21 protein-coding genes are annotated in these 22,505 nt (G+C 48.0%); 8 read left to right on the top strand and 13 right to left on the bottom strand.

Features of this window, described 5'->3' with window-relative positions; genetic code table 11:
- The first annotated feature begins 3 nt into the window (after positions 1–3).
- The 4 genes from DWX32_RS16280 to DWX32_RS16265 all read left to right on the top strand — a co-directional run bounded on the left by DWX32_RS16280 (position 4) and on the right by DWX32_RS16265 (position 4,098).
- The gene (locus DWX32_RS16280) at positions 4–1,740 is read left to right on the top strand and encodes a GerAB/ArcD/ProY family transporter (protein ID WP_118660611.1); all 1,737 of its coding nucleotides are present in this window, start codon (positions 4–6) and stop codon (positions 1,738–1,740) included.
- A 97-nt stretch (positions 1,741–1,837) separates the two neighbouring features.
- A complete protein-coding gene (gene spoIIR / locus DWX32_RS16275) occupies positions 1,838–2,584 on the top strand; it encodes a stage II sporulation protein R (protein ID WP_118660609.1) in 747 nt (248 codons plus the stop codon).
- 197 nt (positions 2,585–2,781) lie between these two features.
- Positions 2,782–3,606, top strand: a complete 825-nt coding sequence (gene murI / locus DWX32_RS16270) for a glutamate racemase (protein ID WP_055221779.1) — start codon at positions 2,782–2,784, stop codon at positions 3,604–3,606.
- Between the two features lie 39 nt (positions 3,607–3,645).
- Entirely contained in the window at positions 3,646–4,098 is a 453-nt protein-coding gene (locus DWX32_RS16265) for a DUF1934 domain-containing protein (protein ID WP_022462143.1), read from the top strand.
- 148 nt (positions 4,099–4,246) lie between these two features.
- Here DWX32_RS16265 and DWX32_RS16260 read toward each other — a convergent pair whose 3' ends face one another.
- Positions 4,247–4,702, bottom strand: a complete 456-nt coding sequence (locus DWX32_RS16260) for a hypothetical protein (protein WP_117510035.1) — start codon at positions 4,700–4,702, stop codon at positions 4,247–4,249.
- A gap of 243 nt (positions 4,703–4,945) precedes the next feature.
- On the opposite strand from DWX32_RS16260, the gene tig reads away from it, so the two are divergent.
- The gene (gene tig / locus DWX32_RS16255; RefSeq protein WP_158579604.1) at positions 4,946–6,181 is read left to right on the top strand and encodes a trigger factor; all 1,236 of its coding nucleotides are present in this window, start codon (positions 4,946–4,948) and stop codon (positions 6,179–6,181) included.
- Between the two features lie 238 nt (positions 6,182–6,419).
- On the opposite strand, the gene fucO is transcribed toward tig, so the two are convergent.
- The 5 genes from fucO to DWX32_RS16230 all read right to left on the bottom strand — a co-directional run bounded on the left by fucO (position 6,420) and on the right by DWX32_RS16230 (position 12,453).
- Positions 6,420–7,568, bottom strand: coding sequence for a lactaldehyde reductase (gene fucO, locus DWX32_RS16250; protein ID WP_118660605.1), 1,149 nt, complete (start codon positions 7,566–7,568; stop codon positions 6,420–6,422).
- A gap of 223 nt (positions 7,569–7,791) precedes the next feature.
- Positions 7,792–8,373 (bottom strand): TetR/AcrR family transcriptional regulator C-terminal domain-containing protein, encoded by a 582-nt coding sequence (locus tag DWX32_RS16245; RefSeq protein ID WP_117813088.1) that lies wholly within the window; start codon positions 8,371–8,373, stop codon positions 7,792–7,794.
- 135 nt (positions 8,374–8,508) lie between these two features.
- On the bottom strand, positions 8,509–9,753 hold the full coding sequence (gene codB, locus DWX32_RS16240; protein ID WP_118660603.1) for a cytosine permease: 1,245 nt from the start codon (positions 9,751–9,753) through the stop codon (positions 8,509–8,511).
- Between the two features lie 66 nt (positions 9,754–9,819).
- Positions 9,820–10,908 carry a hypothetical protein gene (locus DWX32_RS16235; RefSeq protein WP_117801845.1) on the bottom strand — a complete coding sequence of 363 codons (1,089 nt, stop codon included), beginning with the start codon at positions 10,906–10,908 and terminating at the stop codon, positions 9,820–9,822.
- A 147-nt stretch (positions 10,909–11,055) separates the two neighbouring features.
- Positions 11,056–12,453: an alanine/glycine:cation symporter family protein gene (locus DWX32_RS16230; RefSeq protein WP_055267140.1), complete on the bottom strand. Its 1,398-nt coding sequence runs from the start codon at positions 12,451–12,453 to the stop codon at positions 11,056–11,058.
- Between the two features lie 285 nt (positions 12,454–12,738).
- On the opposite strand from DWX32_RS16230, the gene DWX32_RS16225 reads away from it, so the two are divergent.
- On the top strand, positions 12,739–13,722 hold the full coding sequence (locus DWX32_RS16225; protein ID WP_118660601.1) for a dipeptidase: 984 nt from the start codon (positions 12,739–12,741) through the stop codon (positions 13,720–13,722).
- Positions 13,723–13,724: 2 nt separating this feature from the next.
- Here DWX32_RS16225 and DWX32_RS16220 read toward each other — a convergent pair whose 3' ends face one another.
- The 7 genes from DWX32_RS16220 to DWX32_RS16185 form a co-directional block, all read right to left on the bottom strand.
- A complete protein-coding gene (locus DWX32_RS16220) occupies positions 13,725–14,456 on the bottom strand; it encodes an ABC transporter ATP-binding protein (RefSeq protein ID WP_117510043.1) in 732 nt (243 codons plus the stop codon).
- Between the two features lie 3 nt (positions 14,457–14,459).
- Positions 14,460–15,338: an ATP-binding cassette domain-containing protein gene (locus tag DWX32_RS16215; protein WP_118660599.1), complete on the bottom strand. Its 879-nt coding sequence runs from the start codon at positions 15,336–15,338 to the stop codon at positions 14,460–14,462.
- A gap of 1 nt (position 15,339) precedes the next feature.
- Positions 15,340–16,143: an ABC transporter permease gene (locus DWX32_RS16210; protein WP_022462692.1), complete on the bottom strand. Its 804-nt coding sequence runs from the start codon at positions 16,141–16,143 to the stop codon at positions 15,340–15,342.
- Between the two features lie 77 nt (positions 16,144–16,220).
- Complete coding sequence (locus DWX32_RS16205; protein WP_022462693.1) at positions 16,221–17,165, bottom strand: ABC transporter permease; 945 nt, start codon at positions 17,163–17,165, stop codon at positions 16,221–16,223.
- Between the two features lie 257 nt (positions 17,166–17,422).
- Positions 17,423–17,974: a stage V sporulation T C-terminal domain-containing protein gene (locus DWX32_RS16195; protein ID WP_055221761.1), complete on the bottom strand. Its 552-nt coding sequence runs from the start codon at positions 17,972–17,974 to the stop codon at positions 17,423–17,425.
- Between the two features lie 172 nt (positions 17,975–18,146).
- The gene (locus DWX32_RS16190) at positions 18,147–19,040 is read right to left on the bottom strand and encodes a DegV family protein (RefSeq protein WP_118595257.1); all 894 of its coding nucleotides are present in this window, start codon (positions 19,038–19,040) and stop codon (positions 18,147–18,149) included.
- 575 nt (positions 19,041–19,615) lie between these two features.
- Positions 19,616–20,065, bottom strand: a complete 450-nt coding sequence (locus DWX32_RS16185) for an Rrf2 family transcriptional regulator (protein WP_118660597.1) — start codon at positions 20,063–20,065, stop codon at positions 19,616–19,618.
- A gap of 230 nt (positions 20,066–20,295) precedes the next feature.
- On the opposite strand from DWX32_RS16185, the gene DWX32_RS16180 reads away from it, so the two are divergent.
- Positions 20,296–20,922: a DUF3786 domain-containing protein gene (locus tag DWX32_RS16180; RefSeq protein ID WP_118660595.1), complete on the top strand. Its 627-nt coding sequence runs from the start codon at positions 20,296–20,298 to the stop codon at positions 20,920–20,922.
- A 737-nt stretch (positions 20,923–21,659) separates the two neighbouring features.
- Complete coding sequence (locus DWX32_RS16170) at positions 21,660–22,430, top strand: ATP-binding protein (protein ID WP_117762263.1); 771 nt, start codon at positions 21,660–21,662, stop codon at positions 22,428–22,430.
- The last annotated feature ends 75 nt before the right edge of the window (positions 22,431–22,505 follow it).

The raw sequence follows: 22,505 nt of genomic DNA, 5'->3' as shown, positions 1-22,505 counted from the left end.
CGCATGTTTTCGGAAAATGACAGAATTTCACAGCGCCAGATGGAACGCCAGATCGTGCTCGTTCTGCTCTGCCCGGCGTTCTGGCAGCTCGCGGCGTACGGCGCATCGGACGGCCTGCCCGGTATGGCAGGGATTTTCGTTGGATATGGGCTGCTGGCGGTGTGGTGCATTTATCTCGTGCGCCTTGGCGGGCTTTACTGCCGCCTGGAAAGCGTGATGGGAAAGGCTGGGAAACTCCTTCTGGCAGTGATGTATCTGTGTTATCTGCTTTTCCTCGGCGGAACACTGCTTCGCAGAATGGCAGAGCTTGCCGCCGCGTATCTGACAGCGGGTGTACCGCAGGAGCTCTGCGGACTGTTTCTGCTCGCGGCGGCCGGGTTTGGTGTCGGCAGTGAAGTACAGAAAAGAGGACGGCTGGCGGAAGCACTCTATCCGTGGATTGTGGGCGGGATTTTGATTCTGCTTCTGCTGACGGTTCCGCAGATGCATTTTTCCTCGTTTGAGGATGCCTGGGAGACAGCAAAGTCTGTTGAAATTGTGGATAACGGAATACTTTTTGGGTGGAATGTGTGGAGAACACTGGAAAATGGAACACCGATTGCGCTGCTGCCGTTTTTACTGGGGCATGTGCAGAAAGAGCACAGGAGTGTCATTCTTCCGGTGACGCAGAGTATCTGGAAAACGGGGCTTCTTGTAATTGCAGGAAGCATGGCGCTGCTCGGCGTTTTCGGCCGGCGCGGCACGGCTGCGGCGCAGGACCCGCTCTTACTGTTAATGGCAGGAACGAGCCTGCCGGGTGGATTTCTGGAGCGGTTTGATATTCTGTGGATGGCATTTCTTTTGATGGGACTGCTGTTCACACTGGGAAGTCTGCTGTTTTACGTATCGCTGATCGGAGAGAAGACGGGACTGTGGAAACCGCAGAATCTCTATGTACAGATCGGTACAGTGCTTTTTATATGGCTGCTGTCATGCGCGGAAAGCGGCTGGTCGGTCCGATACGGTTACTTTCCGTTTTTCCTTGCCATCACGGTGCTGCTCGGCTTCTGCCAGAAGCATATGAAAAAACTGCGGCTTGTGTGTCTGGCGCTGGGCAGTATGATTTTCCTGTCATCCTGCGGGGCAGTAGAGCCGGAAAAGCGGCTGTATCCACTGGCGGTTGCCTTTGATTATATGTCGGAAGAGGCGACTGCGCCGGAAAACAGTGAAACTGGGGAAGAAACCGGGACGGCGGTCAGTGAGAGCGGCGGAGAAAAGGAGACGGCTGGCGGTAAATGGCGCGTCTGGTATGCGCCTGCGAATCTTGCGGTGGTGACCGGCCAGGGAAAGGATGAGCAGGAGGAGGGAACCGACGAGGACCCCGCATCGCTGTTCTTTGAAGCGGAGACGTTTGAGGAGATTGCGCAGCAATATGACAGCACAGAGGAATATGATCTCGACACCGGACACGTCCAGGCGATTGTATTTTCCGATGCACTGCTCAGTGACCGGGGACGGATGGAAGAACTGTTGAAGTACCTGGAACAGGACCGTGCGCTTGGGCACAGTGCCTATCTGTTTCACGCAGAAAAACCAGAAGATATCATGGAGCAGAACGGAAAACAGGTGGAGTCCGTCGGTGAGTACCTGTGCGGAATTTATGACAACCGGGTGAAAAGAAAAGAGGCGGTGACACTGGCGGACTTGTGCTATGCGTGGGAAAACGAAAGGAGCATTCTGTGGATTCCGAAAGCGCCGTAAAAGGTTTAAAGTGTATGGAATATCGGAGCGGGTAGTGAGTGTCTGTGTATAAAAGTTTTGAAATCCGGCAAAACTGGAAAAAAACAGGAGGCAGCATATGAATGAGAAAAAAGTACAGAGCCGGAAACGGAATCAAAATCAGACACAGAAGAAATCCAGGGACAGGCAGGCGCAGCCCCGAAATACATTTGGGAACCAGCATAGAAGTCAATTCCAGGCGGCATTTCAAATTTTCTGCCGCCGCTGGCTCCCCGTCTGCATTGCGGCGCTGATCCTTTCCGGAACCGCCAATCTTCTCCGCGAGTCCCGTCTGCAGCAGGAAGTCGCTGCAAAGATCGTGCGCTTTCACGTAAGAGCCAACAGCGACTGCGCCTCCGACCAGCAGATCAAGCTTCAGGTACGCGATGCCGTTGCCGAAGAACTGCAGACGATCCTGCACGGAGCCGAAACAAAAGCAGAAACCGAAGAAATCCTGCGTGAAAACGAGCCTTCCATCCGTGCCGCCGCCCTTCAGACGCTGCGCGCAGGAGGCAGTACTGACGATATCACCGTAACGTACGGAAAAGCCAGTTTTGAGGAAAAAGAAACGGGCAATTATATTCTCCCCGCCGGAACGTACGACGCTCTTCAGATCAACATCGGCAGAGCCAAAGGGCACAACTGGTGGTGCATGCTGTACCCGTCCATCTGCTTTTCGGATGCCCTGCGCCCCGTAAACGAGGACGGCGAAAGTGCAGAAAAAGTCGAAAAAAGCCGGATTCCGCTGCAGAATCTGTTGAGTGACGCCGCCTACCGCGAAATCCTGAAAAGTGACCGGATTTCGCTCCGGTTTTTCTGGCGTTAGGCGGATTTTTCGAAAGACTTTCAAGAGAAATGATTGCAATATTCCTCCATTCGGGTTAAAATAATGTATCAGCGACCTATTTTAACCAGGGTCGTGAAATGAAAAAAGAAATGTAAAAATTCAGATATATTAAATATAGAAATGAACCCCATTCGGCATGACAAAAAAGTAATGCCGGATGAAAAATGGAGGAAAGTATGAAAGCAGACAGACAGGCGCCGATCGGCGTCTTTGATTCCGGTGTCGGCGGACTGACCGTAGTGCGTGAGATTATGCGAAACCTGCCCGACGAACGAATCGTATATTTTGGAGATACCGCGCGTGTGCCGTACGGTTCCAAATCGAAGAACACCGTCATCCGTTATTCCCGTCAGATCGTACACTTTCTGGAAACCCAGCAGGTCAAGGCAATCGTCATCGCCTGCAACACCGCAAGTGCGCTGGCACTCGATACGATCGAAAAAGAGATTGATCTCCCGATCATCGGCGTGGTAAAACCGGGCGCACAGATGGCCGTCGAGACGACGCAGAACAAGCGCGTCGGCGTCATCGCAACCGAGAGCACTATTCAGAGCGGCCTCTACCAGCAGCTCATTACCGAGGCAGATCCGGCGATCACCGTTTACGGAAAACCGTGTCCGCTGTTTGTGCCGCTCGTGGAAGAGGGCTGGACAAAAGATCCGATCACCGAGGAAGTGGCGCGCCGCTATCTGGCAGAGATTCTGGATAAAGACATCGACACGCTGATTATGGGATGCACCCACTATCCGCTGCTGCGTTCTCTGCTGCGGAAAGTAGTCGGAGAAAAAGTAACACTCGTCAACCCGGCATACGAAACCTCACAGGCACTGCGCAGACTGCTGCGGGAGCTGGATCTGGAGAATCCGGGAAACGATGAGCTGGGCCGTCAAAAATACCAGTTCTTCGCAAGCGACGGCGTGGAGCGGTTCAATGCCTTCGCACATTCCGTTCTGCCGGAGCAGATCAGCGATACGAAACAGGTACAGATTGAAAACTATTAAAAACGACATACAGAAAAGAGAGAGGAACATCAGAAAAGGATGGAAAAAGACGTACTCATCAGCATCCGCGGACTGCAGTATCTGATGGATGAGGAATCCGGCGAACAAGAACCGGTGGAGGTTATGACGACGGGTTCGTACTACAAGAAAAATGGCCATCACTTTCTGATCTACGACGAGGCAACCGAAGGCTTTGACATGATGACGCACAACATGATCAAATTTACGGAAAACGCCCTCGAGGTGCGCAAGCGCGGCCTCATTGATGTCCATATGATTTTTGAGGAGGATAAAAAGAACATTTCGTTTTATCACACGCCATATGGCATGATCAACATGGGAGTTGCGGCGACGAAGGTCAGAATGAAAGAGACGCCGGATCAGATTTTACTGAAGGCAGAATACGCGCTCGACATCAACGACAGCTACGTGGGGGACTGCGTAATCGATATCGAGGTAAGACCGCGGGAAGGCGGAAAACTGAATTTATAAAAAAATACCCGGGAAGAATGAAAATCATTCAACTCGGGTATTTTCGCGAGCAACGAGCCAAAGTCCGGGCTTGCACGAGACCTTGGAGACTGCCGCGAAAGCAAAAAGAAACACGCAAAGCGTGTTTCTTTTTGTTTCAGATGAAATTTTATTTCTCCTCGCCGCGTGCCTTGCGGAGCATTTTCTGCCAGAAGCCGTTTTTCTTTGCCGGCTGCTCTAAAGAACCGCGGATGCCGCGAACTCCGGTGATATAGATACCGCTTACGGTAGCCTTGACTTCTTTTTTTACCGGGATCTGATCGAAGATAGCAGCGTCGCAGATCAGGGTCATGATTCTCGGACCGACTTTTGCTTTGACGATCGGCAGTTTTGCGCGACGCATCATTTTCGGTGTCTGGTCAATGACCATCTGTGGGAGTCCGGAATCTTTCATGCGAAGCTTTTTCTTATCTATGATCAACATGGAGACAGTCTGTTTCATGGCCTCCATTTGTTCCTGCTGTGCGGCCTGTTTTGTCTGTGCTTTTTTACCGAAGTAATACAGCAGACCAAGGATGACAGCGATGACAGCTAATACGATTAATACGATAATCCAGGGTTTCATCCCTCTATTCCTCCTCTGCAAAAAATAATGTGGGCATCGGAACATACAATGCCAGTCTATGAACATTCTAACATTGATTTCGGCAAAACGCAAACACATTTTAGCGCAATCCAGGCGATTTTACGGTTGAAAATCATAAGAATTTCTAAAATCGGAGCCCCAGCCTTTTTTTTACCAGACAAGTATGGTAAAATGAGATTTACAACGCGCCGGGAACGGCGTAGTATGGAGGAAAATTCAAGAATGAAAAGAAAAGCAGCAGTCATGCTTCTGCTCATGACACTGGGAGCAGCCAGTGTGAGCGGATGTGGAAAAAACAATACAACAAGCAGCAGTTCCGTATCAAGCGCAAGCAGCACAAGCGCTTCCTCAGCATCCGATGCGTCGAGCGCAGGCAGCACATCGTCCGACAGCACAGCTTCTGAGGAATACGCTTCCCCGAGTGATGTAGACGGGATTCCGGTTGTCGATGAGGAAGTTGATCCGGCAGAGTGTGTAACGCTTGGAGATTACAAAAAGCTGACACTGGAAAAGAAAGTAGAGCAGGTAACGGATGATGACGTACAGACGGCCATTATGGCAGAGACAGCTGTCACCATGGACGATCCGGACGCCACCGTACAAAAAGGCGACACCGCCGATATTGCCTATGTTGGCAAAGTTGACGGCAAGGAGTTTGACGGCGGAAGCAGTGATTCCTACAATCTGGTGATCGGATCCGGTACCTTCATCGATGGATTTGAGGATGGTGTCATTGGAATGAAAACAGGGGAGACAAAGGATCTGAACCTGAAATTCCCGGACAGCTATCAGAGTACCGATCTGGCAGGAAAAGACGTTGTGTTTACCGTTACGGTAAATGCGTTTACCCGCCCGGCAGAAAACATTGACGGATGGGAACTCGACGATGCATGGGTAGCAGAGAATACAGATTACAGCACTGTGGAGGAATACCGTGCCGGAAAACGCGCAGAGCTGGAGGCTGCAAATGAGACGACAGCGGAAAATAATCTGCAGAATGACGCGATGCAGCAGGTGGCAGACGGCTGTACGTTTCACAAAATTCCGAAATCCTATATCACCCTTGGCGAAGAGGATTACGATAAACGGTATACCACTTATCTTCAGAATTACGGCATTTCCCTGGACGACTATCTGGAGCAGTATGCGGACAGAGCAACCTACAATCAGGAGAAAGCAACGTATGCAGGAACGATGGCAAAAAGTGCCCTTCTTCTGGATGCCGTAAAAGAGGCAGAAGGCTGGACGACAGATGACCAGGATTACCAGCAGATCTTAAACGACGAGGCAGCCAATGCCAATATGTCGCAGGAAGATTTCCTGAAAGCGGCCAATGATTATTACGGGGAAGATACGGTAGTGCGCAATATCATGATGGAGCGCATGATCAATATGGTTCTCGACAATGCAACAGTCAATACTGTGACTGTGGATGCAGACGGAAATACAGTAGAATAAAAAGAAAAATCACCCCGGAAAACAGGATGAAAATTTCTGTTTTCCGGGGTGATTTAACCGAATCAAGTAAGTCCCCTGCTTCCATTGCGAAAAGCAATAAGCAGTGGGTGGGGACTTGCTTGTATCAGGAGGAGTGCAAGCTCCTTCTGATAAACTGCGGAGCAGTTATTCGGTTATGAGCAAGTAGCGAAGCGGATTGCGAATATCCGCTTGACATGTGGGAGACGAACTGTGTTCGTTATGCCATGATTTTGCGGAACAGATCCTTCAGATCTTCTACGCTTGCATCCTTCGGGTTGCCCGGTGCGCAGGCATCTGCGTGTGCGGAATCTGCAAGGAACTGCAGGTCCTCTTCTTTGACTGCCTCGAGAACAGACGGGATTCCAACGTCTGCGGACAGCTTCTTAACAGCATCAATCGCTGCTTTTCTGTACTCTTCCTGAGACATTTCGTCTACACCTGCAACGCCCATGGCACGTGCGATTTCACGGTATTTCTCACCGGTGCACTCCTGGTTGTATTCCATAACGATCGGAAGCATCATGGCACATGCAACACCGTGTGGGGTATCATAAACAGCACCAAGGGTGTGTGCCATGGAGTGAGCGATTCCAAGACCCACGTTGGAGAAGCCCATACCTGCGATGTACTGGCCAAGAGCCATTCCTTCGCGTCCCTCTTTGGTGTTTGCGACAGCACCGCGCAGAGATTTGGAGATGAGTTCGATGGCTTTGAGATGGAACATGTCAGTCATTTCCCATGCAGCTTTTGTGGTGTAACCCTCGATTGCGTGGGTCAGAGCGTCCATACCGGTAGAAGCGGTCAGTCCTTTTGGCATGGAGGACATCATATCCGGGTCAACAACTGCGATGATTGGCATATCGTGCGGGTCAACGCATACGAATTTACGTTTTCTTTCAACGTCTGTGATAACGTAGTTGATGGTAACCTCTGCAGCAGTACCGGCTGTGGTCGGAACAGCGATGATCGGTACGCATGGATTTTTGGTCGGTGCAGTGCCTTCAAGGCTTCTGACATCCTCAAACTCCGGGTTTGCGATGATGATACCGATTGCTTTGGAGGTATCCATAGAAGAACCGCCGCCGATGGCGATCAGATAGTCAGCGCCGGATGCCTTGAAAGCTTCTACGCCGTGTTTTACGTTTTCGATGGTCGGGTTTGGCTTGATATCGCTGTAAAGCTCATAGTCGAGTCCGTTTGCGGTCAGAATATCGGTTACTTTGGAAGTAACGTTGAATTTAATCAGATCCGGGTCAGAGCATACGAAAGCTTTCTTGAAGCCGTGTGCCTTTGCTTCATTTGCGACCTCGGCAATAGCGCCTGCTCCGTGATAAGAGGTTGCATTTAAATTAATACGATTTGCCATGATTGAAAAACTCCCTTCTAAAATGAATAAATGGTTTTACTGAACTTGTTATTATATTAACAAATCCGGAAGGGAAAAAGAAAGTGACAGAAGAAGCGAAGTGTAACACTTTAAAAAAAATCGCCATTGTGACAAAAACAACAGAACAAAATTTGTGAAAAATAACCAGAGAGTGTCTGAAAAACCATTTCCGCAATCTGCAAGCCCCACTTTGACACGCGCTCTAAGAGAGCAGCTGCAGATTCCGGAACAGTTTTTTTAAGTCTTCCGGCATTGCCCGGACGAGAAGAGCTGCAAACTCGGAAGGTGTCAGATCCATGCCGGTAAGCACCCATTTTACGGTCATGGTGATGGAACCCTGACAGTACATTTCGAGAAGAAAATGCATTTCCGGTGAAACCGGGCTGCCGCTTTTTTCGTGAATCAGATTTTCGTAGAACGCGAGAATCAGGTCAAAATCGTGCTCACGCAGAGAATTCTGCTTGTCGTAGCGGAAGGCAGCGGCGAAAAAAGCTTTTTCTTTCTGAATATAGGTAAATTTCTTTTCCAGACTGTCAAAAACGGTCGTTCCGCGACCCATATGTTCGAAGGATTTTGTCAGTAATTTATCAAAGTACCAGTTGATCAGATCGTATTTGTCGAGAAAATTACGATAGAAGGTCTGGCGGGTAACACCGCAGATTTCACAGATCTGGCGCACGGTGATCTCTTCGACAGGGGTTGATTTCATGCACTCCTTCATGGATTCGGCAAGACGGTATTTTGTTTTTTCTCCTTTGGGAGCAGATACGGTGGAATGGATCATCCGGGCAGTTTCCTTTCGTTTCGAAAATTATAACTATGCAGAGTTATGCATACATTATAACGCGAATCAGAAGAAATAAAAAGCCCTGAACATGTTTCCAGGATGAAAGCGAGAAACATGCCAAGGGCGTTATTGTTATTTTCTTTTGTTTACGGCCTGTCCGACACAGTAGCATACAGCGGCAACAACCATGCCGTTGATGGAAGCGATGCCCCAGTGTAAGAGGTTCGCAACAATGGCACCGAGAATGACACCGGCAACCGCAAACCAGTCTACGGTTTTAAGCTTCGGCTGATCGGTTTCAAAGTCCTTTTTGTTCATGAAGTAGGCGAGCACCAGAATCATGCCGACCGGCGGCAGGGTACAGTTCAGAATGTTGAGCCAGCCGCAGAAGTTGTAGTACAGCCATACGGAGGCAACCGTTCCGATGATACCGGAAAGGAGAACCATCGGTTTTTTCCTCTGATGGAAGATGTTGGCAAGACCAAGACCTGCGGTATACAGAGCGTTGTCGTTTGTAGTCCAGATATTAAGACCGAGAACGAGAACAGCCAGGTAGAACAGGTTCAGGCGGACCATAACCTCGAAGATATCGTTTCCGCCGACAAAGATCGAGGAAACGGCACCGAAGAAGAACATCAGGGAGTTTCCGATGAAGAAGGCCACAACCGTGGTGATGGCACCCGCTTTTCCGTCCTTTGCAAAACGTGCGAAGTTCGGGGTTGCGGTTCCGCCGGAAACGAAGGAGCCGATGACAAGACCGGCACCGCCGATGATAGTCAGAGATCCGCTGGATTTGGCAAACTGATCGATGATCGTTCCGTCGCCTCTCATTACGGCCATGACCATGGCGATCGTTCCGAGAATGGCAACACTTGGTACAGCGATATAGCTGACGATGGTCAGAGATTCAATACCAAAATAGGCAGAGGCGGTCATGCAGACGCCGGCAAGAATAACAAGTCCCCACTGTGCCGCAGTGCTTCCGCCGAGCAGCTCCTTGGAAACCGGAATTGCAAACATGGCAAGACCGACACCAAACCATCCGATCTGCGTAAAGCTGGTCATGGCTGACGGCAGATAGGAACCTTTTTCGCCAAAGGCTCTCTGGGACAAAAGATCAAGTGACAGACCGGTTTTTGCACCGACGTAGCCGAGCAGACCGGTATAAATACCAAGAATGATTCCACCAAGGATCAGTGATCCCAAAAAGCCCCAGAAATCGAGGCCGTCAGCGAGCTGCTGGCCGACCCACATGCTTGCCGAGAAGAAGGTGAAGCCAAGCATGATCATAAACATGGTTACTACATTTTTCCGGGCAGAAGCCGGAACCGCGCTGTCCGCGAAGTCAACATCTTTTACTTTCTTTTCTTTTTCCATAATATCTCCTGAAAACTGTGATTACGGTTCGCCGAAATTCAGCGAACCGTAAGAAATGGTTTTTTGTTACAGCATGTATTTGCGAAGTGCTGCGGTAAACTCTTCAATTCGTTCAGCCGCAATTTCTTTCAGGGTAGCATCGCCAAGGCTTGCAATATAGCCTTTTTCCTGGCGGTACAGCCATTTGGTCACACGTTCATCGATTTCTTCGTAGTGATTGATGTGAATCCACTCTTCGTAGGATGCGCCAAGCGGGCAGCCGAGCTTCTCCTCGAGCAGTCTGGTGAAGTCGATCCGGTCGGCTCTCTCCAGCATTTTATTCCAGAAATCGAGAACCTCCTCGACGTGCTCATGGATTTCATAGCGTCTTGCACCGCCATCGTAGATGATGCATTTTTCAAACAGCGGATCGCGCATGGAAAGCGTTTCTCTTCGGAACTCCGGTGCAATGATACCGTCTTTCCAGTAGAAATCGACATCCGGCAGATTGATTCCAGATACGCCCCTGTCCTGATAGGTGCTGAAGATTCCTTCGTAATATACGGTGATAAAGCCTTCAAACTCCGGCCAGAACTCGCGGATTTCTTTTGTGAGACGTTCCAGGATTTTGATTCCGGTTGTGCCGCCGATCGTAAAGATGATAATGTTGCGAAGGGAAGCACCGTGCTCACGGTAGAAATCGGTTACGTAGCGCAGGCAGTGGATCAGCGTTTCACCCGTTGCGATGATATCGCCGATCAGAAGTGTACTTCCCGGAACCATCGTCAGCTTGCTGTATTTGATTTCCAGTCCTGCGATTTCTTCCTCTTTAAAGACGCGCTCACTTGACAGAAAACTGATGTCATGTACACGAATGTGCTCACGGTAGCAGCTTTCCTCCAGCGGATAATTCAAAGCGCCGCGCAGGATGGAAAGGATGTTGGCTGCGGTTACCTTTCCCTGCTCTTTAAAATAATAAAGCATCTGTGAAGTAGACGGAATCAGGCAGTGATAAACCTCATATCCGACAACCTCCGGTGTGTTCAGAAGCTTTCTTGTCTCTGCTTCGGAAACGACATAGTATTCGTTCTCATAATCGCCGCCTGCGAGGCGATAGCAGTCCACGCCCTGTTCCGAAAACTCCGGCACCAGTTTTACTTCATTCCATTTTTCCATTCAAAAGTTCCTCCCGGTTTTCCCTCTTTGGTAAACATGTTATAAACTTTTAACAGTGTAAGGGGTAGCAACCTGATTGTCAAGGGAAAAGGCGAATTTACATGATTTTCTTACAGAAGAAGGGAATGCGCCGCGAGAAAAGGAATTTTACCGGGTTTTGCCTTCTCCGGAAAAGTATTCCTTTGTAAGCTCCACAACCTTGCCCGAAAGCAGGAAGAGCGCAATCAGGTTTGGGATCGCCATGAGACCGTTGAAGGTCTCGGCAATGCTCCACATCAGGCCGAGGTTTGCGGTGGCGCCAAGGATGGCAACCAGCGCATAGGCGGCCATAAAATATTTTGTGATTCTTTCGGAGAATAAAAACTCGATGCAGCGTGCACCGTAAAGTCCCCATCCGAGAATCGTGGAAAAGGCGAAGCAGCACATCGCGAACGCGGTGAGCAGCGAAACCCAGTTTCCGTATGTAAGGGTAAAACCGCTGATGGTCAGCTCTGCGCCGGCAGCCTGTCCGTAGGTGATGGAAGTACCGCTGCAGAGAATAACAAGTGCAGTTAAGGTACAAATCACGATCGTATCAGTAAATACCTCAAAGATACCGAACATACCCTGTTTGACTGGCTTTTTTGTGTCGGCACAGGCGTGCGCGATCGAACCGGTACCAAGACCTGCCTCGTTTGAGAAAATACCGCGGGACACACCTTTTTTTACACTCATAAGCATGCTTCCGACGATACCGCCTGTAACGGCGGAGGGACGGAAGGCGCCCTCAAGGATCGAAACGAAAACAGACGGAATCCGGTTGAGGTTCAGCAAAATTACACCGATGGCAAGGACAATATAAAACAGAGCCATAAACGGAACGAGCTTTTCTGTTACCTGTGCGATCCGTTTGACACCGCCGAGCAGGATCAGCGCTACGAGTGCCGCAATGATGATACCCTGAATCAGGTTGGAGGTCGGGATCGCGTCCTTTGAGATCACATGGTAATTCATCAGTGCGGAGTTGACTGCGGTTGTGATGGTGTTGACCTGCGTTGCATTTCCGGTTCCGAACACAGTCAGTACACCGAAAGCAGCGAAAAGATAGGCCAGAAAATGCCATTTTTTGCTGAGACCGTTTTTGATGTAATACATCGGTCCGCCGACGAGTTCCCCGTTGGCATTTTTCTCGTGATAGAAAACAGCCAGTGTTACCTCGGCAAATTTCGTACACATGCCGAGCAGAGCGGAAACCCACATCCAGAATACGGCACCGGGTCCGCCGATAGCAATAGCGCCGGCAACACCGGCAATATTACCGGTACCGACCGTGGCGGCAAGTGCTGTACAGACCGCCTGGAACGGTGTAATTGCGCCATCGGAAGCATCTCGTTTGCGGAACATTCTTCCGAGCGTTGTGCGGATCGCATACGGGAATTTTCGAATCTGGAGAAAACGGGTGCGCAGACTCAGGTAAAGACCGACACCGAAAATACAGATCATAGCCGGAACACCCCAGATAAAATTGTTCACGGCATTGTTGATGGTTTCAATCAGTTGGAGCATAGATACCTCTTTCTTTTTCATAAGCAGAAGCACTTTCTTGGAAGATCAGTGCTTTCATAAAGTAACACAATGCAAAAAGTATATCATCTCAGACGAGATTTGCAAGTTTTTTTCGAGAAAAAACGCGAACCCCCAAATTTTTTGCGATTCCGGAAAGATATATTTTCTCTAGCCTTATGGGTTTAACATGAGCCAGGCGGTTTTTTACGTTTTCTTCCAGTTTTTGTGAAGGAATGCAGCGAAATATGATAGAATAGAGAAAAAACAGAAAAGAGGATTATTGCCATGTTTCAGGTAATTGATATGCACTGCGACACCATCCCGGCGCTGCAGTGGAAGGAAAAACAGGAGCATCTTGCGGATGCGGATCTTCAGATCAATCTGGATAAGCTGGAAAAGGGCGGCAGCCTCTGCCAGTGCTTTTCTCTGTTTACGTTCCTGAAGGGACTGAAAGACGAAACACCGTTTGAGCATGTGAGAAAGCTGGCTGATCTCTGGAAATCAGAGGTGGAACGGTATCCGGACCGCATTTGTCAGATCAAAACGTATGCGGATCTGATGCAGGTACAGAAGGAAGGAAAAATAGGTGCGGTGATGACCGTCGAAGAGGGTGGTGTCTACGAGGGAAGCATAGAGAAGCTGCATACGCTGTACGATCTCGGTGTGCGGATTTCCACGCTGACCTGGAATTTTCCGAATGAGCTTGGATTCCCGAACCCGGCGCAGGAAGAGGGAAAGCCATATCTTCCGGATCTTGAAAACGGGCTGACACCGACCGGTATTGCCTTTGTCGAGGAGATGGAGCGGCTCGGCATAGTGATCGATTTATCACACTTAAATGATGCCGGAATCCGCGACGTTTTTGCACATACGAGAGGTCCGGTCATTGCATCCCATTCCAATGCGCGCGGTGCGTGCTTCCATCTGCGAAACCTTTCAGATGAAATGATTCGTCAGCTCGCAGAGCGTGGCGGCGTCACCGGTATCAATTTCTGTCCGTCGTTTCTGCGCGAGGAGGAGCCGGCAACGAAAAAGGCATCGACGATGGATATGGTACGCCATATGAAGTATCTGCGAAACGTCGGCGGCATCGACATCATCGGCCTTGGAACCGATTTTGACGGTTTCAGCGGCAAGACGGATGTGCCGGACGCTGCGCATATGCAGCATCTCGCAGATGTGATGAGCCACGACGGTTTCACCGATGAGGAGATCGAGAAGGTCTTTTCCAAGAATGTACTTCGGGTGTTTAGAGAATGCTGGAAATAAAACTACAGCTCCGGTGATGCCGCCAGAAGCTCCTTTGTATAATCATTCTGCGGATGCGCAAACAGTTCTTCCGTCTCCGCGTTCTCCACAATCCGGCCTTCTTTCATCACGAGAACCCGGTCGCACATCTGATAGATCACGTTGAGGTCATGCGAGATAAAGAGAATCGAGAGCTGAAGCTCCTCCTGAAGCTGAACCATCAGCTCCATGATCTGCTTCTGAATCGTCACATCGAGAGCGGAAACCGGTTCGTCGGCAAGGATCAGGCGTGAGCCCTGGATCAGTGCGGCCGCGATGCTGACTCTCTGGCGCTGGCCGCCGGAGAGCTCATGCGGGCGGCGTTTCAGGTGCTCTGCGGAGAGGCCGACTCTTTCGGCCATCGCAAGAACCCGTTTTTTTCGTTCTTCTTTTGGAACCTTCTGCATCCGAAGCGGCTCCTCTAAAATCCAGGAGATTTTCTTCGCAGGATTCAGGGAAGAAAACGGGTCCTGGAAAATCATCTGCGGATGGTCGACCTGCGAAATTATTTCGCCTTCATCTGGGCGGATAAATCCTAAGATCACTTTGGAGAGTGTCGATTTTCCGCATCCGCTCTCTCCGACGAGACCGAGAATTTCATTTTCATGAAGCTCGAAAGAGATATCATGAAGCACCGTTTTTCTCTGCTTTCCCTCCTGATAGGAGGCAGAAATATGGCTGACTTTCAGAATGTTGTTCGGACTGATTTCTTCCATGGGTTATTCCTCCTTTTCCGCCGGCGGAGCAGCTTTTTTGTCAGAGTCTGTCGGCCATTGAGCTGTTGGAGCGATTTTGATTCGCTTTCGCAGCGATGTTCGTCGGTTCGGAATTGCATCGAGCAGGCGGCGGGTGTAGTCTTCCTTCGGGTGGAAAAAGACATCGTCTACACTGCCGGATTCCACAATCGTCCCATGATTCATGACGATGACCCGGTCACAGAGCGAACGGATGACGCCGAGGTCGTGTGAGATAAAAAGAATCGCCGTGTGATGGCGTTCATTGATTTTTTTCAGCAGCTTTAAGATCTGCGACTGAATCGTCACATCAAGAGCTGTTGTCGGCTCGTCTGCAATCAGAAGCTTCGGTTCTGTAATAAGCGCCGCAGCGATCATCACCCTCTGGCGCTGACCGCCGGAGAGCTGGTGCGGGTATTTTTTGCAAAGCTTTTCCGGGTCGGGAAGCTCGACCTCATGCATTATAGCAAGAACCTTTTCATGACGTTCTGCCGGTGTGCAGCTCTCATGAATCAGCAGTCCCTCTGCAATCTGTTCTTCGATGGCCAGAACCGGATTTAAAGAGGTCATCGGCTCCTGAAAAATCATACTGATTTCTTTTCCGCGGATGCGCTGCAGATCCTGGCTGGAAGCGTGTGTAACGGAAGAACCTTCGTAAAGAATTTCTCCGCCGGATACGGCGGAATTTTCCTTTAAAAGCTGCAGAATGGAGAGTGCTGTCTGCGTTTTGCCGGAACCGGATTCCCCGACAATGCCAAGCGTCTCACCTTCTTCTAAGGAAAAGGAGATGCCTTTTACCACTTCGGTCGGTGGCGTGGTATCGTAAAATGCAATTTTTAAGTCACGTACATCGAGAAGTGCCATATCAGTTACCGCCTTTCTTCTGTAATCCGTCGCCGAGGAGCGATACGCCAAGCGCCAGTAAAATGACGGCAAGACCGGGGAAAACAGAGCCCCAGGGAGCAGTCATCAGATACGTCTGGGATTCTGAGAGCATCCGTCCAAGCGAGGCATCGGGCGGCTGGACACCGATGCCGAGAAAGCTCATGCCGGCCTCGGAGAGAACGGCGTTGTTGAAACCGATTGCTGCCATCGAAAGAAGGGACGGGACCGTATTTGGCAGGATATGTACAAATATGATCCGAAGATGGGAAACACCCATCAGACGGGCACTTTTGACATAGTCCATATCTTTGCGTGCGAGAAATTCGCTTCTGGTGATACGTGCAAAGCTCGGAATGAATACGATACCGAGTGCAAGGATCACGTTGTATTTGCCGGGACCCAGCAGCGCGATAAATACCAGCGCCAGCAGGATTCCCGGAAAGGAAACAATGACATCGTTTATGCGCATCAGGATTTCGTCAATCCATCCGCCAAAATACCCGGTGAACGCACCGACGAGGACACCAATGGTTCCGCCGAGCAGCAGAGTAGCGAAAGCGACGAAGAAGGTTGTACCGGTTCCTTTTAAGACGCGGCTGAAAATATCGCGTCCAAAGTGATCGCAGCCGAACGGGTGCGACAGAGAGGGAGCAGCAAACTTGGCTGCGCCGTTCATTGCATCCGGGTCGTACGGTGTATAGAAAAAGCCGATCAGAAGAAACAGAAGCATAAAAGCGGTGAGAACAGCTCCGATGATCAGCGTGAGATTGCGTTTCTTTTTCATAATGAAAACCCTTTCCTTTGTCGTGGGCGGCTCCCCATGACCTTTCGGTCGCGGGAGCTGATGATCGAAAGCTCCCGTCAGTCTTTTACGCGGATACGCGGATCAATTCTGCCATACAGCAGATCTACCACGAAATTGATGATAATAATGAGGGCGGCGATCAGTACAAGGATGCCCTGAACCACGGGGTAATCGCGGTTGGAGATCGAAGTGATCAGAAGATTGCCCATGCCCGGAATCGAAAAAACCTGTTCCAGAATAATGCTGTTTGCCACAATATCTGCGATTGTCATGCCCCAGAAGGTCAGTACCGGAATCAGGGCGTTTTTCAGCACATGGTGATACATAACACGGCGTGTACTGTTTCCGCGGGAATAGGCGGTGCGCACATAGTCGGCATCGAGCTGTGAGAGCACAGAGCTGCGCAGCATTTTGACAGCCATGGAACAGCGCGGAAGTGCAATGGCGGCAGACGGTGCAACAAGATAACCGATAAAACCGGAAAAATTTTCAGAAATCGGCACATAGGCGCCCGGCTGAAACCATTTGAGAATCAGACCGAAAAGATACGTGATCAGAATACCGATGAAAAATCCCGGCACAGACATGATCACCTGATTGATCGTCATGATCAGCCGGTCCAGATGGCCTCCGGCGTGCTGTGCTGTGAAAATGCCGATGGGAATCGAGACAACAAGGATCATCAGGAATGCGATAACGGTGATAGCGATGGTAATCGGAACTTTATCGCGGATCAGTTCTCCGACCGGCATCGAGTATGAATACGAGGTGCCGAGATCTCCATGAAAAAAGCCGGTTACCCACGAAGCATACCGTTCCAGAACCGGCCGATCCAGTCCCATTTCCTTTTGCAGAGCCTCAATCCGCTCCGGCGTCGCCTCCGTGCCAAGCTGCGATTTTGCCGCATCTCCGGGTATGACGGAAAAGGCAAAGAACGATAAAAAGGATACAAGAAGCAGCGTAAGAAGGAGAGAGCCGAATTTCTTTGCAATGTATTTCATGAATGGAAATTCCTCCTTGTGTAATGTAGGATACTCCGGGAATTTTTCCCGGCTTATAAAAGCAGGCACAGAAAAGCTTCGGGCGTATCGGCTGAAGGTTTTCGTGCACGTCATTTTTATTGTAGACAATGCAGGTGTAAATAGCAAGATAAAATTGGAATATCTCGAATTACAGAATAACAGGAAAAGGCCTCTTGCATAACCGGTGCGGATGATGCAAAAAGCCTTTGATAAATTGCCTTCGATAAATCCCCTGTTTAGTTTTCCATTTCCCGTCCGAGGTACGTTGCCGCTACCTGGAGGAGCTTCTTTTCCGTATCGCCCGGCAGGGACTCCCTGTCTTTGCCGCAGAGAATGACCGAACCGATGGCATCACCGGAGGAGAGAATCGGAAAAATGAGCTCCGGCAGAGGAGTAGTATTGTCTGTGTTTTCCAAAATTGAAAAATAAGCCTTTTCACCGGGACGCGCAAGTACTGTTTTCCGGTTCAGAATCGCTTCCTCCAGCCGGCTGCTGATGGACTTGCCAAGATAATTTTTCTGTTCCGGCCCGTTTGCCGCTACAATCTGTTCCTGATCCGAAACACAGACGAGACATCCGGTCACCGTTGAAATCGATTTTGTAAACCCTGCTGCGCATTCCGCCAGCTCTTCGATCGGTGAGTATTTTTTCAGGATAATCTCACCCTCCCGTCCGGTATAAATTTCCATGGCCTGTCCCTCCCGGATCCGCATCGTGCGCCGGATTTCCTTGGGAACTACCACACGCCCCAGATCATCAATCCTTCGAACAATTCCCGTCGCTTTCATATGAAAAATTCCTCCTGTTTCCGCAATGTACTTTCCATAATTTGTACTGTATGGGTAGTATGTGGAAAAACAGGTGGAATTATGCATGGAAAAAAGAAACAGTATTTCCGCTGTTTGCAGCAATTTCGGAAAAAATACAGTGGAACAGCAGTGGTTAGTCTGGTTGCTCCTTTTACAGAAGACTGCGGTCTTTTCCGAGATAGAACAAAGCGATCGTATCCGGTCCGACGTGGCTTCCGGTGCAGTAATCGTAGGAAGTATTGATAAATTCACGCACCTTCACTCTTTTCTGGATTTCTTCCATCATATAAAGAGATTCCTCATAGGCATCTGCATGTGCGATTCCGACGATCTGGTTTTCCGGGTCTTCGATCGTTTCACAGAAAAGACGAATCAGTTCATTTAAAACGGCCTTGCGTCCGCGGACATTCTTATAAGAAACGATATAGCCATCTTCATTTCCACGCAGAATCGGTTTGATTTTCAGCATATTTCCGACCACAGCGACACTTCCCTTGATTCTTCCGGTGCGGGAAAGATATTTCAGATCGCCGACGGTGAAAATGCCGTTCATTTTGCCGACGTAGGTTTCCAGAAGATCTGCCGCTTCGTCTACGTTCATGCCCCGATCGCGCATTTCGCTGGCATAGATGGCGAGGATGCCCTGTGCAAGAGAGGCATTCAGGGAATCGACGAGGCGGATTTTACGTTTTCCGCCGTATTCCTCAAGAAGCTCCTCGGCAGCAAGTCTTGCGGAGTTATAAGTTCCGCTGATGTTTTTGCTTAAGGAAAGATAGATGACATCCTGATCTGCCTCAAGAGCGGTGCGGAACGCATCCGCAAAATTTGCGGTGCTGATCAGTCCGGTCTTGATTTCACAGCCGGTGCGCATGGCATTGTAATATTCTTTTCCTTTGGAAAGCTCCTCTTCCGGTGACAGATCCGGGTCGAAGCAGACCAGCTCTTTTCCATTCACAAGATTGACGAAAGAAACGACATGGATATCGTATTTTTTCGCAGTAACAGCAGGCAGATTTGCCGCTGAATCAACAAAAACCTGAAACATAAATAAAATTCTCCTTTGTAGTGTAAATGTCCCCCAAAATGATGTAACTTTTGATAAGCATTGTAGCACATTGTATCACCAAAGAAGAGAGATTTCAATGGAAGATAGACAACACACTGCAAGGGAGTGTGCCGACAAGTCGATTCCTGAAATCATCTGTTTTCGGAAGAAATTTGACCAGGTATCAATGCATAGTAATAATGACCAAAAACGGCAGACGTATTTTTAGTAAAAACCGCTTTTGAAATAAAATCGTTTTATCTATAAATGAGCAAGTTCGTGATTTTGCATAAAAGAAAGACACCTTGATTCTTGATGTTGTATAATGAAAGTGACGAAACAAACATTTGCAACATTTACGAAAGAAGGTGCCTCTTGCAAATACTATACATCATTCTTTATTCATATACAACCAGCTTAAGCAATTAAGGATAGAGTAAACTTACTGTCAGTTGGAGAGTTGCAGAAGATTCCCTGCTATGAACTTGACCAGATTGTTTTCGCATAGTCTACTTCTCCCACAGTGTTTTGGTAGCATTTCGTATTTGCTGAAGGTACATGAAAGTGTTCTCCTGTTAAATAATATTCTGTAAGTTATTTTCTATAGATATCCGCTGATAGTAGGTATCTATGATATCCTGCAAAGTAATCGTATTCATTTTTTCTTCGGCAGCCTTTTGAATTTCATTATAAAATCCCTGCAAAGATAACTGAATGTTAATACCAACGCCACAATCTGGATTGGTATGAGTATCTAAATGAAGCAATGGTTTATCACCTTCAACTGCTTTATAAATATCCAGCAATGTAATCTGATCGGCTGGTTTTGAAAGAGAAGGACGGGCATGTCCGGCTACACTGGTCATAAGTTCCGCTTTTTTTAGTTTTAACATAAGCTGGCGTACAAAGCCGGGATTTGTATGGACACTTTCTGCAATTGAGGCACTGGAGAGGGATTTTTCCTGGTTGATAGCAATCAGAACCATCACATGAACAGCATCACTTAATTTCGTTGAATATTTCATGATAAGAAACTCCTTGTAGTATGATATAATGATCTTGTTTTCACGTTTTTGGGATGAAAATATTTCTGGTTTGTTTAAAACATCCTAAGTTCTCAACAGTTCTTTTTAATGTGTTGATAAACTGTACATTTTTTAATGCTTTGATGATTGTAAATAATATAATTACAACTATAATGGAGATTAAAGGAAAAGTCAACACAGATACTATAAATGTTCACAAAGGAGAACTTATGGAATACAAAAATCAAACAGAAAATCGTGCATTTCAGGAAATGTTGCAGGCAGCAGTAAAACGGCTGCAAAATCGTTCCGGAGAGGAGCTTGCTGCAAAAAGTGGGGCTGTTTTTCATAGCAGCCGAAATGTGCTTGAAGTACTGAGTTTTTATGAAACGATTGAAATTCAACTCCCCGAGTTTCGTATTAACTCAGACATGGACGAATGGCATTATCTGACATTGCTGCATTATCTGGATATGGCTGATGGAACAGAAGGTTCACAGAAGCTCATTACTTTTGGTAACCTGAAAGATGGATTGATTCGGGGAACCAAGTTTGACCGGACTGCAGAGCAGAAACTGGAAAAGCTTTTGCAGGATAAAGATCCTGAGAAAATTCAGAAAGCATGTAAAAACCTGGGTGCAGAATTCACAGAAACAAAGGCGGATCTGTGTGCTGTTTTTCCAGTTCTGCCAAGATATCCGGTAACTTTAAAGATATGGTTTGCAGATGAAGAATTTCCTGCATCTGGCAAAATATTTCTTCAGGATCATGCCGATCATTATCTGAGTGTAGAAGATGCGGTAACAGTTGGAGAAATTTTGCTGCAAAAATTATCGGAAGCCTTTTCTTCTCTCTGATCATGAATCAGAAAACTTTCCAACCCGGCTTTGATAAATTTGTCGATTACTGTCTGAATCTGTTTCCAGTCATTACAGTGATTGCGGAGCATCAGTCTGTTGATGGAAAGGCAGCCATTCATTTGAAAATAAAAAACCGATTCTGCCTGTTCAAAGGTCAGGAGGCTGTGTGACATAAGCCAGGTCACATAGCCTTCTTTTGTATTTTCTGCTATTTTTTCCAGAAGAATAGGGGCAATTGCATCATCCAGAAACAGTGCCCTGTATTGTGATTCCATCTGTATTTTCTGACAGAACGGATAGGAACAGCTTTTTTGATTTAGACAGAATAAATGATCTACAGTTGTTAACATATCCTGAGTCATATCATTAAAAATATCTGATAATACATCATGGATATCGTAGTAATGAAGATAAAAAGTGCCACGGTTGATTTCAGCATTTTTGCAGATCTCTGTAACTGTAATTTTCGTAAAACTTTTCTGATTTAACAACTCTAAGAACGTATCTTTTATGGTTTGCCTGGTATAGCGGGTACGGCGATCTTGTTTTCTCGTTTTTTCTGACATTATATACTCCTGTATTAGTTAGTATCATATAATTTCTCAACAATTTTTCTGATGTGTTGAGTAACCATACAAATCTCGCAGATTGACTATTGTAATTTATATAGTAACAACTATAATGAGGTTTAAAGAAAAAGTCAACAGATTGTTCAGAATTTTAGGAGGAAAAACATGGGACATGTAATTGCAGTATCAGGAAAAGGTGGCGTAGGAAAAACAACTCTTTGTGGATTGTTGATCCAGTATTTATGTGAAAGCGGAAAACGTCCGGTCCTAGCGGTGGATGCAGATGCAAATGCAAATTTGAACGAAGTGCTCGGTGTTGAGCCGGAGGTCACACTTGGGGAGCTGAGAGAAGAAATTGAGCGGGCAGGCATAGACCCACGATATCAGATTCCCTCCGGTATGACAAAACAGGCATATCTGGAAATGCGTCTTTCTGATGCGATTGCAGAAGAAGACGATTATGATTTGATGGTAATGGGACGAACCCAGGGACAGGGCTGCTATTGTTTTGTAAATGGCCTTGTACAGACCCAGGTTCAGAAACTGCAAAGCCATTATCCATATATTGTGGTTGATAACGAAGCGGGTATGGAACACATCAGCAGAGGAATTCTGCCAATGATGGAAGTTGCGATTCTTGTGAGTGACTGTTCCAGAAGAGGTGTTCAGGCAGCCGGACGTATTGCAAAGCTGATGAATGAATTAAACTTTAAACCACAGAAAACTGGATTAATCGTGAATCGTGTTCCAGATGGAAAACTGGATGCCGGAACTCTGGAAGAAATCCGAAATCAGGGATTGGAACTGTTAGGCGTTGTACCACATGATGACCAGGTATATCAGTATGACTGTGATGGAAAGCCGATCATACGGCTTCCGAAAGATTCTCCTGTAAGAAGTGCACTGGGAGAAATTGTAAAGAAGTTAGGATTGTGAGTTGGAGGATTGGAAGTTTGAAAACTGCGCGTCGCATTCTCGTTACTTCAGCCTGCAAATAAAAAGTCAATACTA

The organism is Blautia sp. AF19-13LB (assembly GCF_003479105.1).
Classification (GTDB): Bacteria; Bacillota; Clostridia; order Lachnospirales; family Lachnospiraceae; genus Fusicatenibacter; species Fusicatenibacter saccharivorans.
This window is presented reverse-complemented; position numbering and strand designations above follow the sequence as displayed.

Coding starts and splice junctions, on each gene's coding strand:
- DWX32_RS16235 (WP_117801845.1), bottom strand. CDS start 10,908: ATGGAAAAATGGAATGAAGTAAAACTGGTGCCGGAGTTTTCGGAACAG.
- DWX32_RS16260 (WP_117510035.1), bottom strand. CDS start 4,702: ATGAAACCCTGGATTATCGTATTAATCGTATTAGCTGTCATCGCTGTC.
- DWX32_RS16170 (WP_117762263.1), top strand. CDS start 21,660: ATGGGACATGTAATTGCAGTATCAGGAAAAGGTGGCGTAGGAAAAACA.
- DWX32_RS16220 (WP_117510043.1), bottom strand. CDS start 14,456: ATGGAAGAAATCAGTCCGAACAACATTCTGAAAGTCAGCCATATTTCT.
- DWX32_RS16180 (WP_118660595.1), top strand. CDS start 20,296: ATGGAATACAAAAATCAAACAGAAAATCGTGCATTTCAGGAAATGTTG.
- DWX32_RS16230 (WP_055267140.1), bottom strand. CDS start 12,453: ATGCTCCAACTGATTGAAACCATCAACAATGCCGTGAACAATTTTATC.
- DWX32_RS16190 (WP_118595257.1), bottom strand. CDS start 19,040: ATGTTTCAGGTTTTTGTTGATTCAGCGGCAAATCTGCCTGCTGTTACT.
- codB (WP_118660603.1), bottom strand. CDS start 9,753: ATGGAAAAAGAAAAGAAAGTAAAAGATGTTGACTTCGCGGACAGCGCG.
- fucO (WP_118660605.1), bottom strand. CDS start 7,568: ATGGCAAATCGTATTAATTTAAATGCAACCTCTTATCACGGAGCAGGC.
- DWX32_RS16195 (WP_055221761.1), bottom strand. CDS start 17,974: ATGAAAGCGACGGGAATTGTTCGAAGGATTGATGATCTGGGGCGTGTG.
- DWX32_RS16185 (WP_118660597.1), bottom strand. CDS start 20,065: ATGAAATATTCAACGAAATTAAGTGATGCTGTTCATGTGATGGTTCTG.
- spoIIR (WP_118660609.1), top strand. CDS start 1,838: ATGAATGAGAAAAAAGTACAGAGCCGGAAACGGAATCAAAATCAGACA.
- tig (WP_158579604.1), top strand. CDS start 4,946: ATGAAAAGAAAAGCAGCAGTCATGCTTCTGCTCATGACACTGGGAGCA.
- DWX32_RS16280 (WP_118660611.1), top strand. CDS start 4: ATGTTTTCGGAAAATGACAGAATTTCACAGCGCCAGATGGAACGCCAG.
- DWX32_RS16215 (WP_118660599.1), bottom strand. CDS start 15,338: ATGGCACTTCTCGATGTACGTGACTTAAAAATTGCATTTTACGATACC.
- murI (WP_055221779.1), top strand. CDS start 2,782: ATGAAAGCAGACAGACAGGCGCCGATCGGCGTCTTTGATTCCGGTGTC.
- DWX32_RS16210 (WP_022462692.1), bottom strand. CDS start 16,143: ATGAAAAAGAAACGCAATCTCACGCTGATCATCGGAGCTGTTCTCACC.
- DWX32_RS16205 (WP_022462693.1), bottom strand. CDS start 17,165: ATGAAATACATTGCAAAGAAATTCGGCTCTCTCCTTCTTACGCTGCTT.
- DWX32_RS16225 (WP_118660601.1), top strand. CDS start 12,739: ATGTTTCAGGTAATTGATATGCACTGCGACACCATCCCGGCGCTGCAG.
- DWX32_RS16245 (WP_117813088.1), bottom strand. CDS start 8,373: ATGATCCATTCCACCGTATCTGCTCCCAAAGGAGAAAAAACAAAATAC.
- DWX32_RS16265 (WP_022462143.1), top strand. CDS start 3,646: ATGGAAAAAGACGTACTCATCAGCATCCGCGGACTGCAGTATCTGATG.